At 70.2% G+C, this 17616-nt stretch carries 14 protein-coding genes; 11 read left to right on the forward strand and 3 right to left on the reverse strand.

Going from position 1 to position 17616, the window contains the following annotated elements; genetic code table 11:
- The first annotated feature begins 5 nt into the window (after positions 1-5).
- The 6 genes from iolC (at position 6) to RPQ07_RS24035 (ending at position 7136) form a co-directional block, all read left to right on the forward strand.
- Positions 6-1091 (forward strand): 5-dehydro-2-deoxygluconokinase, encoded by a 1086-nt coding sequence (gene iolC / locus RPQ07_RS24010; RefSeq protein ID WP_313946242.1) that lies wholly within the window; start codon positions 6-8, stop codon positions 1089-1091.
- Positions 1088-1972, forward strand: coding sequence for a deoxyribose-phosphate aldolase (locus RPQ07_RS24015; protein WP_313946243.1), 885 nt, complete (start codon positions 1088-1090; stop codon positions 1970-1972). The genes iolC and RPQ07_RS24015 overlap by 4 nt, the downstream gene beginning before the upstream one ends.
- A gap of 16 nt (positions 1973-1988) precedes the next feature.
- Entirely contained in the window at positions 1989-2966 is a 978-nt protein-coding gene (gene iolB, locus RPQ07_RS24020) for a 5-deoxy-glucuronate isomerase (RefSeq protein ID WP_313946244.1), read from the forward strand.
- A complete protein-coding gene (iolD, locus tag RPQ07_RS24025; RefSeq protein WP_313946245.1) occupies positions 2963-4837 on the forward strand; it encodes a 3D-(3,5/4)-trihydroxycyclohexane-1,2-dione acylhydrolase (decyclizing) in 1875 nt (624 codons plus the stop codon). Before iolB ends, iolD begins: the two co-directional genes overlap by 4 nt.
- A gap of 11 nt (positions 4838-4848) precedes the next feature.
- Positions 4849-6348, forward strand: coding sequence for a CoA-acylating methylmalonate-semialdehyde dehydrogenase (gene mmsA, locus RPQ07_RS24030; RefSeq protein WP_313946246.1), 1500 nt, complete (start codon positions 4849-4851; stop codon positions 6346-6348).
- A 209-nt stretch (positions 6349-6557) separates the two neighbouring features.
- On the forward strand, positions 6558-7136 hold the full coding sequence (locus RPQ07_RS24035; RefSeq protein WP_313946247.1) for a DUF4291 domain-containing protein: 579 nt from the start codon (positions 6558-6560) through the stop codon (positions 7134-7136).
- A gap of 70 nt (positions 7137-7206) precedes the next feature.
- Here the strand turns inward: RPQ07_RS24035 and RPQ07_RS24040 are convergent, their stop codons facing one another.
- Positions 7207-8394 carry a S8 family peptidase gene (locus tag RPQ07_RS24040; protein WP_313946248.1) on the reverse strand — a complete coding sequence of 396 codons (1188 nt, stop codon included), beginning with the start codon at positions 8392-8394 and terminating at the stop codon, positions 7207-7209.
- Between the two features lie 122 nt (positions 8395-8516).
- Here RPQ07_RS24040 and RPQ07_RS24045 point away from each other — a divergent pair, with 122 nt between their 5' ends.
- The 3 genes from RPQ07_RS24045 to RPQ07_RS24055 all read left to right on the forward strand — a co-directional run bounded on the left by RPQ07_RS24045 (position 8517) and on the right by RPQ07_RS24055 (position 13281).
- Positions 8517-9464 (forward strand): class I SAM-dependent methyltransferase, encoded by a 948-nt coding sequence (locus tag RPQ07_RS24045; protein WP_313946249.1) that lies wholly within the window; start codon positions 8517-8519, stop codon positions 9462-9464.
- Positions 9465-9655: 191 nt separating this feature from the next.
- Positions 9656-12427 carry an alpha/beta fold hydrolase gene (locus tag RPQ07_RS24050; RefSeq protein ID WP_313946250.1) on the forward strand — a complete coding sequence of 924 codons (2772 nt, stop codon included), beginning with the start codon at positions 9656-9658 and terminating at the stop codon, positions 12425-12427.
- Positions 12424-13281 (forward strand): ABC transporter permease, encoded by an 858-nt coding sequence (locus RPQ07_RS24055; protein WP_313946251.1) that lies wholly within the window; start codon positions 12424-12426, stop codon positions 13279-13281. Before RPQ07_RS24050 ends, RPQ07_RS24055 begins: the two co-directional genes overlap by 4 nt.
- 16 nt (positions 13282-13297) lie before the next feature.
- On the opposite strand, the gene RPQ07_RS24060 is transcribed toward RPQ07_RS24055, so the two are convergent.
- Positions 13298-13675: a hypothetical protein gene (locus RPQ07_RS24060; RefSeq protein WP_313946252.1), complete on the reverse strand. Its 378-nt coding sequence runs from the start codon at positions 13673-13675 to the stop codon at positions 13298-13300.
- Positions 13676-14358: 683 nt separating this feature from the next.
- Here RPQ07_RS24060 and RPQ07_RS24065 point away from each other — a divergent pair.
- Both RPQ07_RS24065 and RPQ07_RS24070 read left to right on the forward strand, forming a co-directional pair.
- Positions 14359-15981, forward strand: a complete 1623-nt coding sequence (locus RPQ07_RS24065) for a vWA domain-containing protein (RefSeq protein WP_313946253.1) — start codon at positions 14359-14361, stop codon at positions 15979-15981.
- 159 nt (positions 15982-16140) lie between these two features.
- A complete protein-coding gene (locus RPQ07_RS24070) occupies positions 16141-16611 on the forward strand; it encodes a DUF1772 domain-containing protein (RefSeq protein WP_313946254.1) in 471 nt (156 codons plus the stop codon).
- Here the strand turns inward: RPQ07_RS24070 and RPQ07_RS24075 are convergent.
- Positions 16595-17398 carry a class I SAM-dependent methyltransferase family protein gene (locus RPQ07_RS24075; RefSeq protein WP_313946255.1) on the reverse strand — a complete coding sequence of 268 codons (804 nt, stop codon included), beginning with the start codon at positions 17396-17398 and terminating at the stop codon, positions 16595-16597. The genes RPQ07_RS24070 and RPQ07_RS24075 overlap by 17 nt on opposite strands.
- Positions 17399-17616 lie beyond the last annotated feature (218 nt).

The raw sequence follows: 17616 nt of genomic DNA on the forward strand, positions 1-17616 counted from the left end.
CGCGCATGCCTCAGCCGTACGACGTGATCACGATGGGACGGATCGGGGTGGACCTCTATCCGCTGCGGACCGGGGTCCCGCTGGCACAGGTCGACACGTTCGGGAAGTTCCTCGGCGGCTCGGCCACCAATGTCGCCGTCGGCGCGGCCCGTCTCGGCCGGAGGACGGCGGTGATCACCCGCACCGGCCAGGACGCGTTCGGGGACTATCTGCACCAGGCCCTCGGCGAGTTCGGTGTCGACGACCGCTGGGTGACGCCGGTGGCCGCGTACCCGACGCCGGTGACCTTCTGCGAGATCTTCCCGCCGGACGACTTTCCCCTCTACTTCTACCGGCAGCCCAAGGCGCCCGACCTCGAGATCCACGAGAGCGAACTCGACCTGGCGGCGATCCGCGAGGCGCGCGTGTTCTGGATGACCGGCACCGGTCTGTGCGCGGAGCCCAGCCGGGGCGCCACACTCGCCGCGCTCGCCCACCGCGACCGGTCCGGCATCACGGTCTTCGACCTGGACTGGCGGCCGATGTTCTGGACGGACCCGGACGAGGCCAGGCCGTACTACCGCGAGGCCCTGACCCACGCCACCGTCGCCGTCGGCAATCTCGACGAGTGCGAGATCGCGACCGGTGAGCGCGAGCCGGAAGCGGCCGCCCGCGCCCTGCTCGCCGCCGGGGTGGAGCTCGCCGTCGTCAAACAGGGCCCCAAGGGGGTCCTTGCCCTGCACCGCGACGGCACCCGCGCCGAGGTCCCGCCCGTCCCGGTGGAGGTGGTCAACGGCCTGGGCGCCGGCGACGCCTTCGGCGGGGCGCTGTGCCACGGGCTGCTCTCCGACCGGCCGTTGGAGCAGATCATGCGGTACGCGAACGCAGCCGGGGCGATCGTCGCGGCCCGGCTCGCCTGCTCCAGCGCGATGCCGTACGCCTCCGAGGTCGACCAGGTCCTGGCCGGAGGCTCCGTGCCGCCCTCGCCGACGCCGCCGCCGACCGCGCCCGGGGCGTCGTCGGGCACGCTCGCGCCGCCCCCGTCCGACACCGCGCCCCGGACGCCTCCACCACCCCCGCCGGCCCCCCACTCGCCCGGAGCCGCTTCGTGAGCCGTGTCGACATCGCCGAGCTCGTCGGGATCCGCACCCGGCATCCGGAGGCCGTCGCCGAGGCCGCCGCGCGCCGGCGCAGACGGCCCCGGCTCATCGGCGACAGCGGGCGGCTGATGATCATCGCCGCCGACCACCCGGCCCGTGGCGCGCTCGGCGTCGGTGAGAGCCGCCTCGCCATGGCCAACCGCCTCGAACTGCTGGAACGGCTCTGCCTCGCCCTCTCCCGGCCCGGTGTCGACGGAGTCCTCGCGACCGCCGACATACTCGACGACCTCCTGCTGCTCGGCGCGCTCGACGACAAGGTGGTCATCGGGTCCATGAACCGCGGGGGACTCGCCGGCGCCTCCTTCGAACTGGACGACCGCTTCACCGGCTACCGCGCCCAGGACCTGGACCGGCTCGGCTTCGACGCGGGCAAGCTGCTGCTGCGCATCGACTACCAGGACCCGGCCTCGCTCGACACGCTGCACGCCACCGCGCGCACCGTGGACGAGATGGCCGAGCGTCAGCTTCCCGTCTTCGTCGAGCCGTTCATATGTCACCGGACCGACGGCCGGCTCCGCAACGATCTCAGCGCCGACGCGGTCACCCGGTCGATCGCCATCGCCTCGGGACTCGCCGGCACCTCCGCGTACACCTGGCTGAAGGTCCCCGTCACCGACAACCCCGACGACATGGCGTCGGTGATGGAAACCTCCACGCTTCCGGCGGTCCTCCTCGGAGGGGAGATCGGCGACGATCAGCACGGCGCCTACGAGAAATGGCGTGGTGCGCTGCAACTGCCCACCGTGCAGGGTCTGGTGGTGGGACGCTCGCTGCTCTACCCGGTCGACGGGGACGTCGCCGGAGCGGTCGATACGGCCGTAGGACTGCTGTAGGGGGTACGGAGAGGTCATGAGCGCCGACAAGTTGCAGGAGCTGCACGTACCGGCGGGCAGCGCGGCCAGTGGGCCGTACGCCCTCCGCGTCGACCCCGAGCAGGCCGGCTGGGGGTATTCCGGTCTGCGTGTGCTGGAGCTGGAGCCGGGCGGCTCGCACACGCTCGACACCGGGGACAGCGAGTGGATCGTGCTGCCGCTCAGCGGTGGCTGCACGGTGTACACACAAGGCGAGTTCTTCGAACTGCAGGGCAGAGAGAGCGTCTTCGGCGGAGTGAGCGACTTCGCCTATGTGCCGCGCGATGCCCATGCCCAGATCGCCTCCGGTGCGGGAGGCCGCTTCGCCCTGGCAGGAGCGAAGTGCGAGCGACGACTCCCCGCTCGCTACGGCCCCGCGCCGGAGGTACCGGTCGAACTGCGCGGCTCCGGCACGTGCTCGCGGCAGGTCAACAACTTCGCCGCCGCCGACACGTTCGAGTGCGACAAGCTGATCGCCGTCGAGGTGCTCACGCCCGGCGGGAACTGGTCCTCCTATCCGCCGCACAAGCACGACGAGCACCGGCCAGGAGCCGAGTCCGAGCTGGAGGAGATCTACTACTTCGAGATCGAGCAGGGCGGTGTCGGCTACCACCGCGTCTCGCCGTCCCGGCCCGGCGGCGCCGATGTCCTCGCCGAGGTGGGCACCGGGGACGCCGTCCTCATCCCGGACGGCTGGCACGGCCCGTCGATCGCCGCGCCCGGACGGCACATGTACTACCTCAACGTGATGGCGGGACCGGGCGCGGACCGCGAATGGCTGATCCGCGACCACCCCGACCACAGCTGGATCCGCGAGACCTGGCCCACGCAGCCGGTCGATTCCCGGCTGCCGCTGTACGGGACGGGGACCGGAGCGGGAGCCGAACCCGGAGCAGCGGCAGGAACCGGACCCGGAGCAGACGGACCCGGGACCGGCCACGGAACCCGACCCGAGGCCGAGGGAGGCCACCGATGAGCACCCGCCGCCTCACCGTCGCCCAGGCGCTGGTCGCCTTCCTGTCCCGCCAGTACACCGAGCGGGACGGCCGCCGTACGCGTCTGATCAACGCGACCTGGGGCATCTTCGGCCACGGCAACGTGGCCGGCCTGGGACAGGCGCTCCTGGAGTCCGGCCCGGAGATGCCCTATATCCAGGGCCGCAACGAACAGGCCATGGTGCACGCCGCCGTCGGCTACGCCCGCCAGTCCCGGCGGCTGTCCGCGCAGGCCGTCACCACCTCCATCGGCCCCGGTGCCACCAACCTCGTCACCGGCGCGGCGCTCGCCACCATCAACCGGCTGCCGGTCCTGCTGCTGCCCGGCGACGTCTTCGCGACCCGCCCGGCCGACCCGGTCCTGCAACAGCTCGAAGTCCCCTACGCGGGCGATGTGTCGGTCAACGACGCCCTGCGCCCCGTCTCCCGCTTCTTCGACCGCGTCATGCGGCCCGAAGCTCTGATCCCCGCCGCCCTCCAGGCCATGCGCGTCCTCGCCGACCCGGCCGAGACGGGAGCGGTGACGCTGGCCCTGCCCCAGGACGTGCAGGCCGAGGCGTACGACTGGCCGGAGGACTTCTTCGCCGAGCGCGTCTGGCAGGTGAGCCGCCCGCGCCCGGACCTCACGGCGCTCGACGCCGCCCGGCGCGCGCTGACCTCGGCCCGCCGGCCGCTGCTGGTCGTCGGCGGCGGTGTCCGCCACAGCGAGGCGGAGGGCGCGCTGCGTGCCTTCGCCGACGCGACCCGTATCCCGGTCGCCTCCACGCAGGCCGGCAAGGGCTCGCTGCCGTACGACCACCCCGCCGATGTCGGCGGCATCGGTCACACCGGTACGGCCACGGCGGACGAACTCGCCTGCACCGCCGACCTGGTGATCGGCGTGGGCACCCGGTGGTCGGACTTCACCACCGCCTCGTCGACCCTGTTCCAGAACCCGTCCGTCCGCTTCCTGAACATCAACATCACCTCCTTCGACGCCCACAAGATGGCGGGCCTGTCCCTGGTCGCCGACGCGCGGGCCGCACTGGAGGAACTCACCGGCGCACTGGGCCCCGGCTTCCGCGTCGAGCCCGCGTACGAGACGGAGTACGCCGACGACAAGGAGCGCTGGGAGCACCGCGTCGACGCCTCCTACGAGGGCGACGACGACACCCGGCCCACCCAGCCCCAGGTGCTCGGCGTGCTCGACGCGCTGGTCACCGAGGACGACATCGTGATCAACGCGGCCGGTTCACTCCCCGGCGACCTGCACAAACTGTGGCGCGCCCGGTCGGCCGACCAGTACCACGTCGAGTACGGCTACTCCTGCATGGGATACGAGATCCCCGCGGCGATCGGGGTCGGGATGGCCGCGCCCGGGCGCCCCGTCTGGGCACTGGTCGGCGACGGTACGTATCTGATGAATCCCACCGAAATCGTCACGGCGGTCCAGGAGAACATCCCAATCAAGGTGATCATCCTCCAGAACCACGGATACGCCTCCATCGGCGGTCTTTCCGAGTCGGTCGGCTCCGAACGGTTCGGCACCGCCTACCGCCATCGCGCACCGGACGGCACGTACACCGGTGCCCCTCTGCCCGTCGACCTGGCCGCCAACGCCGCCGCGCTCGGGCTGCGCGTCATCCGCGCCAAGACGGTGCGTGACCTGCGTGAAGCGCTGGCGGAGGCCCGCGCGGCCGACGTCCCCACAGGTGTCTACATCGAGACCGAAACGGCAGACACTGTGTCGGGCGCGCCTCCGGCGCAGGCGTGGTGGGATGTTCCGGTGGCCGCGACCGCGACCCGCCCGTCGGCGGTCAAGGCCCGGGAGGAGTACGACCGGCAAGTCGCAGCCCGACGCCGCCATCTGTGAAGGAGCTCGAAATGAAGACCGTCAACCACTGGATCGGTGGCAAGACCGTCGAGGGCGCGTCCGGCAACTGGGGACCGGTCACCGACCCGGCGACCGGTGCCGTCACCACCCAGGTGGCACTGGCCTCGACCGAGGAGGTCGGCGCGGCCGTGTCGGCGGCGAAGGAGGCGTTCGCGACCTGGGGCACGGCCTCGCTGTCGCAGCGCACCGCGATCCTGTTCCGCTACCGCGCGCTCCTGGACGCCCACCGCGACGACATCGCCGCACTGATCACCGCCGAGCACGGCAAGGTCCACTCCGACGCGCTGGGCGAGGTCGCCCGCGGTCTGGAGATCGTGGAACTCGCCTGCGGCATCACCACACAGCTCAAGGGCGAACTGTCCACCCAGGTGTCCAACCGGGTCGACGTCGCCGCGATCCGCCAGCCCCTCGGCGTCGTCGCGGGCATCACACCGTTCAACTTCCCGGCGATGGTGCCGATGTGGATGTTCCCGCTGGCGATCGCCTGCGGAAACACCTTCGTGCTCAAGCCGAGCGAGAAGGACCCCTCGGCCGCCGTGCTGCTGGCCGAGCTCGCCGCGGAGGCCGGACTGCCCGACGGCGTGCTCAATGTCGTCCACGGCGACAAGGTCGCGGTCGACGCGCTGCTGGAGCACCCGGACGTCAGCGCGGTCTCCTTCGTCGGCTCGACGCCCATCGCCCGCTACATCCACACCACGGCCTCCGCCAACGGCAAGCGCGTCCAGGCGCTCGGCGGCGCGAAGAACCACATGCTGGTCCTGCCGGACGCCGACCTGGACGCGGCGGCGGACGCCGCCGTCTCGGCCGCGTACGGCTCGGCGGGCGAGCGCTGCATGGCGATCTCCGCGGTCGTCGCGGTCAGCTCCGTCGCGGACGAACTGGTGGACAAGATCCGCGAGCGCGCCGAGAAGATCAAGATCGGCCCGGGCAATGACCCGACGTCCGAGATGGGTCCGCTGATCACCAAGGCCCACCGTGACAAGGTGGCTTCCTACGTCGAGGGCGCGGCCGCCCAGGGCGCCGAGGTCGTGCTCGACGGCACGGGCTACTCCGTGGACGGCTTCGAGGACGGCCACTGGATCGGCCTGTCGCTGCTCGACAAGGTCTCCACGGACTCCGACGCCTACCGCGACGAGATCTTCGGCCCGGTGCTGTGCGTGCTGCGCGCGGAGACGTACGAGGACGGCGTGGACCTCATCAACGCCTCTCCCTACGGCAACGGCACCGCCATCTTCACCCGCGACGGCGGAGCGGCCCGCCGCTTCCAGCTGGAGATCCAGGCGGGCATGGTCGGCGTGAACGTCCCGATCCCGGTCCCCGTCGGCTACCACTCCTTCGGGGGCTGGAAGGACTCGCTCTTCGGCGACCACCACATCTACGGCAACGACGGGGTGCACTTCTACACCCGCGGCAAGGTGGTCACGACCCGCTGGCCGGACCCGTCGGAGGCGCCGGTCGGCGTGGACCTGGGCTTCCCGCGCAACCACTGAGCTCGCACCCGGCTCGGTGTCTTCCCGGCCCCTTCCGTGCTTCCCGGCCCGTACGGACCCTCATCCGTGCGGGCCGGAGGCATGACCGGGACGCGGGTGGAGCGGGGCGGCGCGCGGGCGTTGGCGTGTGCGTATACAGCGTGACCGCCGTGCGGACGCAGCCGTAAATCAGTGGTTCGTGGTGGGGGGCTGGCCGCACTCTGATGGGCATGCACGAGCCTGCGCGCCGCATCCGGGCGCTCCACACCGCCTCGACGATCACCGTCTACCAGGCGTACTCACCCACGATCGGCGTTCCCGCGGCGCGGGACGGGCGCTTCCCCGCGTCCTGGAAGCGCGACCGCATGACGTGGATCAAGCCGTCGTTCCTGTGGATGATGTACCGCTGCGGCTGGGGCCTGAAGGAAGGCCAGGAGATCGTCCTGGCCGTCGAGATCGCCCGCGACGGTTTCGACTGGGCCCTGGAGAACTCCTGCCTCTCGCACTACGACAGGGATGTGCACACCGATCACGTGTCCTGGAAGCGGGAGTTGAAAAGGTCACCGGCCAGGGTGCAGTGGGATCCCGAGCGCGATCTGCATCTGCGGCCGTTGCCGTACCGCTCGCTCCAGCTCGGACTCGCGGGTGAGGCATCACGCCGTTACGCGGACGAGTGGACCCTCTCCATCACCGACGTCACTCCGCTGGCCCACCGGATCCACGCCCTGGTCCGTCAGGGCGACCTGGACACCGCCCGCGGTCTGCTGCCTGACGAGCGTCCCTATCCGGATCCGGACGACGCGGCATGAGGAAACCCCCGGGAGGCGACGGCACCGGCCGCGTCCCGGGGGCTTCATCTGTTCGGCGTCCGTGTACGGACTAGAACAGCGAGTACAGCAGCTTGTTCGGCGAACCGGTCCTCGGGTCCTGGACCTTGTTGTTCGTGGCGTTGTTCACCAGGGCGTCCCGCACCTGCGCCGGGGTCGCGGTGGTGTGGGTCGCCAGATAGAGCGCCGCGACGCCCGCCGTGTGCGGCGTGGCCATCGAGGTGCCCGAGATCGTGTTGGTGGCGGTGTCGTTGGTCCGCCACGCGGACGTGATGTTTACACCGGGTGCGAACAGGTCCAGGCAGGTGCCGAAGTTGGAGAACGACGCCCGGCGGTCCGTGTTGTCCGTCGCGCCGACCGTGATCGCCTCGGGGACGCGGGCGGGGGAGGAGTTGCACGCGTTCTGCGGGATGCCGAGGAAGTTGCCGTTGCCCGCGGCCACGGCGAAGCTCACGCCGGAGGCGATGGACTTCTTGACCGCGTTGTCCAGCGAGGTGTTGGTCCCGCCGCCCAGGCTCATGTTGGCCACCGCCGGCTTCTTGGCATTGGCGGTCACCCAGTCGACGCCCGCGATGACACCGGCGGTGGTGCCGGAGCCGTTGCAGTCCAGGACGCGTACGGCGATGAGCTTGACGCCCTTGGCAACGCCGTACGTCTTGCCGCCGACCGTACCGGCGACGTGGGTGCCATGTCCCTGACAGTCTTGACCGTTCTGACCGCCGCCCACCGTGTCCGTGCCGACGCTCGCGCGGCCGCCGAACTCGCTGTGGGACGTGCGGATTCCGGTGTCGATGATGTAAGCGTTCACGTTCGACGCCGGCGTGTTGTGGGTGTACGACTTCGACAGCGGCAGGTCCCGCTGGTCGATGCGGTCGAGGCCCCAGGTCGGGTTCGTCTGGGTGTCGTTGAGGCGAACCGTCTGGTTCTGCTCGACGTACTTCACGCGCGGGTCGGCGGCGAGCTTCGCCGCCTTCGCGTCGGACATCGACGTGGAGAAGCCCGCGAGGACGTTGCGATAGGTGTGCTTGGGCGTGACGCCGAAGTCCGCGGCACGCGTCGAACCGTCCTTCAGGACGACGATCCAGCTGTTGGCGACGGCAGTTGAGGAAGGAGCGAGACGGAGGTCGCCGATCGTCGCGCTCTGCGCGGTGGGGGAAGCGGCGAACTGGAGACCGGCCGCAAGTGCGACTGCGGGTATCAGCGCACCGAAGCGGCGGGTGGGGGTTCTCATCTCGTGCACCTGACCTTTCGTTGACCGGGAGACGGGCAAGTACGGGTGTGCATGGTGCCAGGGGATGCGGACGCGCTGACCAGCGTCTCGTGACGTGACGTACGACACAAGAGAGCGTCACCATGGTTCGCATGACGGACGCACACATTGTGAACACCCATCAGGCCGAGGCATGGAACGGCTACGAGGGGCGGCACTGGGCGGACAACCCGGCCCGCTACGACGGCGTCTACGGTCCCTCCACCACCCCACTCCTCGAAGCGGCCCGGATCACCGCCTCCGAAAGCGTCCTCGACATCGGCTGCGGCAACGGCCACCTCACCCGCATCGCCGCAGGCCAGGCGGCACATGCCCTCGGGGTCGACCTCTCCGGACCCATGCTGGAAACCGCCCGCGCCAAAGCCGCCCAAGAGGGCATCGACAACGTCTCGTTCGTCCGCGCCGACGCCCAGGTGCACCCCTTCCAAAACGCCTCATTCGACGTCGCTCTCAGCCGCTTCGGCGTCATGTTCTTCGCCGATCCCGTCGCCGCCTTCGCCAACGTCGGACGTGCTCTGCGGCCCGGCGGGCGGCTCGCCTTCGTCTGTCCACAGGTATTCCGGCACATGGGCCAGTACAAGATCTTCACAGCGATCGCGACCCAGGTGACCTTGCCCAATCTGTCCGGCGACGACGAAACCGGACCCGCCTCCCTCGCCGACCCCACCCGCACGACCGGCATCCTGCGCGACGCCGGCTACGAGAACGCGACCGCGACGGAACTCGAGGTCCGCCAGCTGTGGGGCAAGGACGCCGAGGACGCCACGGGCTTCCTCTTCGGCTGGGGCCCGATGCGCCACTGGCTGCGCGACGCCGATCCGGACGCGGTGACCCGAGCCCGCGCGGCCGCCACCGAGGCGTTCCGCGCTTTCGAGAACAGGGGCGACGGTAAGGGCGGGGCCAGGGGAGAGGGCGGGAACAGGGGAGAGGGCGAGGGCGACGGCTGGAGCGAGAGTGAGGGCGAAGGCGAAGGTAAGGGCGAGGGCGGTGTCGTGCTCACGGCGCGTCTCTGGCTGGTGACCGCCACCTGGCCCGGCTGAGCAGAGCCGGCCGCAGGGGGGCGGGGAGGGCCGGGCGCCGGTACCGGGCGACGGCCAGCCCCTTACACGCAGGGGTTCGCGTATACCGCGGTTGGTGTAGGCCGACCTCCCCACCTACTACTCGGGGATGCCGACCACTTCCCCCTGGCGGCAGCCGAGAGCCCACAGGCATTCCGCTTAGGGTTTCAACCATGCAGATCCGACTTCCCCGGCCGCGCGGCCGATGGCTCGCAGGCGGCGCTGCCCTGGCCGTCCTCGCCGGCGCGGGCACCTGGACCGCGGTCGCCGACGACAGCGCCCCGACCGTGCACCGGCAGGACAAGGTGCAGGCCATGCCCGGGGCGAAGATCGACACCTCTTTCTTCACGGCCGGCGGCAGCGAACGGCGTCCGGCCGTTCTCCTCGGACACGGCTTCGGCGGCAGCAAGGACGACGTCCGCGCGCAGGCGGAGAAGCTCGCCCGCGACGGCTACGCCGTGATGACCTGGTCCGCCAGGGGATTCGGCGAATCCACCGGACAGATCGGCCTCAACGACCCCGACCACGAGGTCAAGGACGTCTCCCGGCTGATCGACAACCTCGCCGCCCGCCCCGGGGTGCAGCTGGACGCCGACGGCGACCCGCGCGTAGGAGTCGCCGGCGCCTCCTACGGCGGCGCCATCTCTCTCCTCGCCGCCGGCTACGACAAGCGGGTCGACGCCATCGCACCGGCGATCTCCTACTGGAACCTCTCCGACGCCCTCTTCCCGAACGGCGTCTTCAAGAAGCTCTGGGCAGGCATCTTCTTCTCCACCGGCTCGGCGGGCGGCAATCCCGCCGGCCCCGCCGGCGACGCACCGGCCGACACCCCCGCCGGAGACGCTCCGGCCGGGGCCGGGGACGGCCCCGCGGGGTCGGGCGGCAACAGCGCCCCCGGATCCCCGGCAGGCCCGGCGAACCCCGGCGCCTGTGGGCGCTTCCAGCCCGCACTGTGCGCCATGTACGAGCGCGTCGCCGTCGCCGGCAAGCCCGACGCCGCTGCCGAGCAGCTCCTTGAACGCCGCAGCCCCTCCGCCGTCGGCGACCGCATCAAGGTGCCCACCCTGATCATCCAGGGCCAGTCCGACTCGCTCTTCCCGCTTGCACACGCCGACGCCATGGCTCAGCAGATCAAGGCCAACGGCGCGCCCGTCTCGGTCGACTGGATCGCCGGCGGACACGACGGCGGCGACCGCGAGAGCGCCCGCATCGAGAGCCGCATCAGCTCCTGGTTCGACCGATACCTCGGCCAGGACAAGAACGCCGACACCGGTCCCGCCTTCCGCGTCAGCCGCACCGGAGGTGTCGATTCCACCGACGGCCAGGCACTGCTGCGCGGCGCGACCGGCAACCGCTACCCGGGCCTGGAGAGCGGCGCCCGGCCGATCCCGCTCAGCGGCCGCGAGCAGACCTTTGCCAACCCGGCCGGCGGCACCCCGCCCGCCATCTCGGCCGTCCCCGGTATCAGCGGCGGCATCAACCAGCTCTCCTCCCTCGGAGTCGGACTCTCCCTCGACTTCCCCGGCCAGTTCGCACGCTTCGAATCGCGCCCCCTCAAGCAGTCCCTGCGGATCACCGGCTCCCCGACCGTCCGCGTCGACGTCACCTCCTCCAACGGCGACGCGGTGCTGTTCGGGAAGGTCTACGACGTCGGCCCCGACGGCCGCGAGCAGGTCCTGCCTTCCCAACTCGTCGCTCCTGTCCGCATCGGGGGCGCCCAGCAGGCCAAGAACGTCTCCTTGACCCTGCCCGCCGTGGACCACGAGGTCGACGCCGGACACCGGCTGCGTCTCGTGCTCTCCGCGACCGACCTCGCATACGCCTCGCCGCCGAACCCCGCGACCTACACCGTCGCCCTCGCCGACGGCGCGGCGCTGTCGGTGCCCACTGCGCCGGCCGTGAAGACCGAGGCCTCGGGATTGCCCTGGTGGACCTGGGGCCTCCCGGCCGCCGGCGCGCTCGTGGCAGCCGCGCTGCTGTTCACCGCCCGCCGCCGCGTCGCCGCCCCGGCACCGGACCCCGAACTCGCCGACGTCCCGCTGGAGATCACCGGACTCACCAAGCGGTACTCGAAGTCCTCCGACCGCTACGCCGTGCAGGACCTCTCCTTCCGCGTCGAGAAGGGGCAGGTGCTCGGTCTCCTCGGACCGAACGGTGCGGGCAAGACCACCACCCTGCGCATGCTCATGGGGCTCATCCGTCCCGACGCGGGCGAAATCCGGGTCTTCGGCCAGGCCATCCGCCCGGGTGCGCCCGTCCTCTCCCGGGTCGGCGCCTTCGTCGAAGGCGCGGGCTTCCTTCCGCATCTGTCGGGCCGCGACAACCTGGAGCTCTACTGGCGGGCCACCGGCCGCCCCGCCGAGGACGCGCACATCGAGGACGCCCTCAAGATCGCGGGACTCGGTGACGCCCTCGCCCGTGCGGTACGCACCTACTCACAAGGCATGCGACAGCGTCTCGCCATCGCTCAGGCCATGCTCGGTCTGCCGGATCTGCTGATCCTCGACGAGCCGACCAACGGCCTTGACCCGCCGCAGATCCGCGAAATGCGGGACGTGATGATCCGGTACGCCGCCGGAGGCCGCACGGTCATCGTCTCCAGTCACCTCCTGTCCGAGGTCGAGCAGACCTGCACTCATCTGGTGGTCATGGACCGCGGCCGGCTGGTGCAGGCAGGACCGGTCGCGGAGATCACGGGCGAGGGCGACACCCTGCTGGTCACCACCAGCACCGAGGTGCCCGACCCGGTGATCGAGAAAATCGGCGCCCTGGCAGGGATCGGATCCGCCGTCCGTGTGGACGAAGGACTACTTGTCCGACTGGACGGAGCAAGTGCCACGTCGATGATCAGCGAACTCGTCCGGCTGGACGTGCCGTTGACCGGAGTGGGCCCGCACCGCCGCCTGGAGGATGCCTTCCTCACCCTGATCGGAGGTTCCGCATGAGCACGCTGGTCGACTCGGCCCCCGGATACCGGGCGCGGCGCACCCTGCCGCTGCGCGTCGAGGCTGTGCGGCAGCTGAAGCGCAGGCGGACCATGGTGATGGCCGCGGTACTGGGGGCACTGCCCCTCGTGCTGATCATCGCTTTCGCCATCGGTGGCACTCCGGACGGTGATGAGGGCGGTCGGATCACCCTCATCGACACGGCCACCGCCTCGGCCGCGAACTTTGCCGCCACCTCCCTCTTCGTCTCGGCCGGCTTTCTGCTGGTGGTCCCGGTGGCGCTCTTTCACGGGGACACCGTGGCGTCGGAGGCGAGCTGGTCGTCCCTGCGCTACTTGCTGGCCGCGCCCGTGCCGCGCTCCCGACTGCTGTGGTCGAAACTGGCGGTGGCGCTCGGCTTCAGTGCGGCAGCGATGGTGCTGCTGCCGCTCGTCGCCCTGATCGCGGGCACGATCGCCTACGGCTGGGGGCCACTGGAACTACCCACGGGCGGATCTCTCGCCACGGGCGACACCGCGCCGCGGCTGGCTCTCGTCGTCGCCTTCATCTTTGTCTCCCAACTGGTCACGGCGGGGCTTGCGTTCTGGCTGTCCACCAAGACCGATGCCCCTCTGGGCGCGGTCGGCGGAGCGGTCGGCCTGACGATCGTCGGCAATGTGCTGGACGCGGTCACCGCGCTCGGCTCGTGGCGCGATGTGCTGCCGGCGCACTGGCAGTTCGCCTGGATCGACGCTCTCCAGCCGCAGTTGGAGTGGGGCGGCATGGTCAAGGGGGCAGCGGTATCGGTGACCTATGCGCTGGTGCTGTTCGCGCTCGCTTTCCGGAACTTCTCCCGGAAGGACATCGTGTCGTAGGCGGCTCGCGACAGGCCTAGACCCAGCCCCGACGGGCCGCTTCCGCTCCCGCCCGGAAGCGGCTCGTCGTGCCGAGGGCGGCCATCAGCTCACCCACGCGTCGGCTGTATGTGCGCCCGGACATACCCAGCCGATGCGCGGCCGCCTCGTCGGTGAGTCCCGCCAGCAAGGCCTTGAGCACCGGCCGCAGATGCACCGGCGCTTCTGCGGGCGCCGGATGCTGTGTCAGTTCCTCGCCGGTGTCCCACCAAGCGCGATGTGTGCGGACCAAGGTCTGGACGACAACGGGATCGCGAATCAGCAGCACGCCGTTGTCGTGCAGTTCCAGGTCAAGAGGAACGGCGGCGACCGCGCGGTCGGCGACGATTATCTTGAACGGAATGGTGTCGGTCACCCGGGAGTCACCGGGAAAGCTCGCACCATCGCGGATGTGCACCAGACTGTGGCGGGGCGCGATACGCCGGACCGTGGCGGTCCGCTCGCCGCTCGCACGGTCGCCCGCACAAGCCAATTCCAGGAAGGGCTCCGCGATCCCGCGACCGAGTGCCCCGGCCGGGTCGTCGAAGCTGAGGAGCTCGCGACGTGCCGAGCGGACCAGGCCCGTCAAGGCCGCTCTGACGTTCGCCACTCCCGTGACCGGCTGTCCCGGCGTCTCCCGCAGGACAGACCTCGTAATCTCCCGGCCGAGCACGGAGCCCGGAACCACTGCCACCGACATGGCACACCATCCCCCTGCCTTCCCGCCGCCCCACGGTCCGTCCCCCCGGATCCGTGTAGGTAACTCCATGTACGCACGGCGCTGCTCATCGTGACAAGAGCCTGGTCAGAGACTGGCGAGTCCTTGCCATGCCCTTCTGCTCGGCGCCTGGCGTGGGCAAGCTGGAGGCACGAACACGAGGGACAAGGAACGGGGACCATGACCGAACGACAGCGTGCGCCGGCACCTCAGCCGCTTCACGGACCGGATTAAGTCCTTCCGCCCGTTGCCGCATTGAGACTCATCCGCAACTCCTTCGTCTGCTCCTTTGGACCGTCTCGGACGTCACATTCACAAGTGCTGACGACCAGGGGGCCCGGATGAAGCTCTACGCAAGGACGTACAGGGGACTACTCGCTGCGGTGCTGGCCGGAGGGATGCTGCTGACCGCCGGCTGCAGTGCCGGTGGCCAGAGCGACCGAAGCTCCTCCTACGACGGTTCCCAACAGCGAGGGAACGACGGTGCCGGGCCGGCACCCGCTCCCATCGCTCCGGACGGCGGAGGAGGTGCGCCTGCGACGGGCGTGGACGGCGGCACAGAAGGGGAGCGGCAGGACAATGATGCGTACGAAAAGTCCCTGCCGCCGGCCGACTACCTTTCGACGTTCGCGCTCGACGTGGACACCGCCTCGTACGGCTACGCCCGTCGCACGCTGAAGGACGGACAGCAGCCCCTCGCGGGGAACATCCGGCCGGAAGAGTTCATCAACAGCTTCCGGCAGGACTATCCGCGGCCCAAAGGGGACGGCTTCTCGGTGACCGTCGACGGAGCTCGTCCTCGTGGCTCGGAGGGCGAGGCCCGAGGAGAGGTCGGCGGCGAGGTGGAAGGTGGCGACGACTGGTCGCTGGTGCGTGTCGGGCTCTCCACCCGCCCGTCCGACCGCAAGGGCGAGCGGCCGCCCGCCGCCCTCACCTTCGTCATCGACATCTCCGGATCCATGGCGGAGCCCGGCCGCCTCGATCTCGTCCAGGAGTCGCTGGGAATCCTCACCGACCAGCTGCGCGACGACGACTCCATCGCCGTCGTCACCTTCAGCGACGAGGCGGAGACCCGACTGCCCATGACCCGCCTCGACGGCAACCGCTCCCGGATCCACAAGGTGATCGACGGCTTGGAGCCGACCGACTCCACCAATGTCGAGGCGGGCGTGCGTGCCGGCTACGAGGAGGCTGTCGAAGGCCGTCGGCGCGGTGCCACCAACCGTGTCGTCCTGCTCTCCGACGCCCTGGCCAACACCGGCGAGACCGACGCCGAAGCGATCCTCGACCGGATCGACGAGGCCCGACGGGAACACGGCATCACGCTGTTCGGCGTCGGGGTCGGCAGTGAGTACGGGGACGATCTCATGGAGCGGCTCGCGGACAAGGGGGACGGCCACACTACCTACGTCTCCACCAGCGAGCAGGCTCGAAAGGTGTTCGTGGACCAGCTGCCCAGCCACGTCGAACTGCGGGCGCGCGACGCCAAGGCGCAGGTGGCCTTCGACCCCGAGACGGTGAAGCAGTTCCGTCTCATCGGGTACGAGAACCGGGCCGTTGCGGACGAGGACTTCCGCAACGACCGGGTGGACGGCGGCGAGGTCGGCCCGGGCCACACGGTCACGGCCCTCTACGCGGTGCGGCTGCGTGAGGGCGCGAGCGGCCACGTCGCCACGGCGACGGTCCGCTGGCTCGACCCGAGGACGCGGGCACCGCACGAGCAGACAGGCTCGGTCGAGACGAACGCGGTCGACGGTGCGTTGTGGGGCGCTGCCTCCAGCAGGTTCCAGGTCACCGCGGTCGCGGCGTACTTCGCCGAGTCCCTGCGCGGCGGTTCGATGCCGGGCGCACCCGGGCTGGCCGAACTGGCGCAGCGAGCAAGGAAGCTGGCGGACACCACGGAGGACGGCGCGGTGCGGCAGCTCGCCGAGTCGATCACCCAGGCGCAGCGAATCAAGGACTGAGGTCCCGGAGGGCCGAAGGCGCGACGGACAGAAGGAACGGGCGACTGACGGTCGGAAGGAACTGGCGGGCTGGGGAAGGGCAGTAGGGAGGCGACATGTGGTCGAGCGGCACGACAGGACGGCTGCGCCTCCCTGCCGTGCCGGGCCATGATGTCCGCCATGGCCACCCTTCTCCTTGCGCTCGCGATCATCTTCAACGGTTTGTACGCGGGCTTCATGCTGACGTTCCAGACGGCGATCATGCCGTCGCTCGCCAAGCTGACCGACGATCAATTCCTGCCGGTCATGCGCCGCATCAACGAAGTCGTGCCGCGCCCGCTGTTCCTGCTGACGTTCGCCGGAATCATCGTCTTCCCGGCTCTCGCCCTTGCGATCTCCGTGGACGACCGTACGGACACCCAGCAGTGGCTGCTCGTCGCCGGTCTGGCCTGTGCGGTGATCAACCACCTGATCACCATCGCGGGCAACATCCCACTGAACAACGCGCTCGCCGCGTCCGAGAACGCCACACCGACGGCTCCGGCCGCCGAGGTCCGTGCGGCCTTCGAACCGCGCTGGAACCAGCTGCACGTCGTCCGCACGCTGTTCACCATCGCCGCGTTCGCGCTGATGGTCAGCGCCGCGCTGTAGTGACGGTGAACAGCCCCACCGACTCCCGTCGGCTGGTGATGACCCCGGTGCAGCCGGCCGCGGCTGCCCACTCCTCCGCCAGTTCGACGGGACGGCACTTCATCACCCACAGCGCGCCGTCCCGATTGGGCAGCACATTGGCGATGAACTCCAGCTGCGGGTGGCGGGTCTGCGTCGTGCAGACCAGGACACCGCCGGGAGCGAGCAGTCCGCGCAGCCGGTCGACGGACGCGGCGATCACGGCGTCGTCCAGCAGTAGTTCGTAGAGCCCGGACACGACGATCACATCCGGGGCGCGGTCGCAGGGGAGGGGATCGAGCGCGTTGCCGTGGACGTACGAGATGCCCTCCAGACCCCGCACCCGCGCCCGTTCCTTGCCCTGGGCCAGACCGGCGCGATCGAGGTCGCGGCACTCCACCCGCAGCGATGTCTCCGGCCCGTCCCCGTGCTCCTCCACCAGATCCTGGAGATAGCGGCCGGGTCCGGACGCCACATCCAGAACGAAGACATCGCCGCCGCGCTCCGCGATCTCCTTGCGCAGTACGTCCTTGAGCAGCTCACGGCGCGCCCGGATGGCTCGCCAGCCCACGGCGTTCAGATACACGCGGTCGATGATCCGACCGACTCCCAGCGCTCCGTGCGCCTTGTCGACGTACACGTAGTCGAGCATCGACCCGCTGTCGAAGCCGTGCCGGTAGCCGATCCTCACGCCCTCACTGAGCCGCCCGACGCTCCTCAGCAGCAGTCGCATGGCCGCCCATTGCATGCTTTTCAGCCGGTTCGTCATGACGCTCAGCATCGGGGCCGGGGCGAGCAGGTGATATCCGCGCCCCTACTCGATGTGGCTCTGAGTATGCCGAGGCCTATCCCCGTACGGTGACGCCCATTGACGTACACAGCTGTGGCCGGCACCTGGCGTGTCTCCATTGCGCCGGCGCGTACCCGTCGCCCCAACGCCTTCCGGTCCGTCGACGTGTGTCCGCCACCGACGTATCCACCGGATGT

It is taken from the genome of Streptomyces sp. AM8-1-1 (assembly GCF_032229325.1).
Lineage (GTDB): Bacteria > Actinomycetota > Actinomycetes > Streptomycetales > Streptomycetaceae > Streptomyces > Streptomyces achmelvichensis.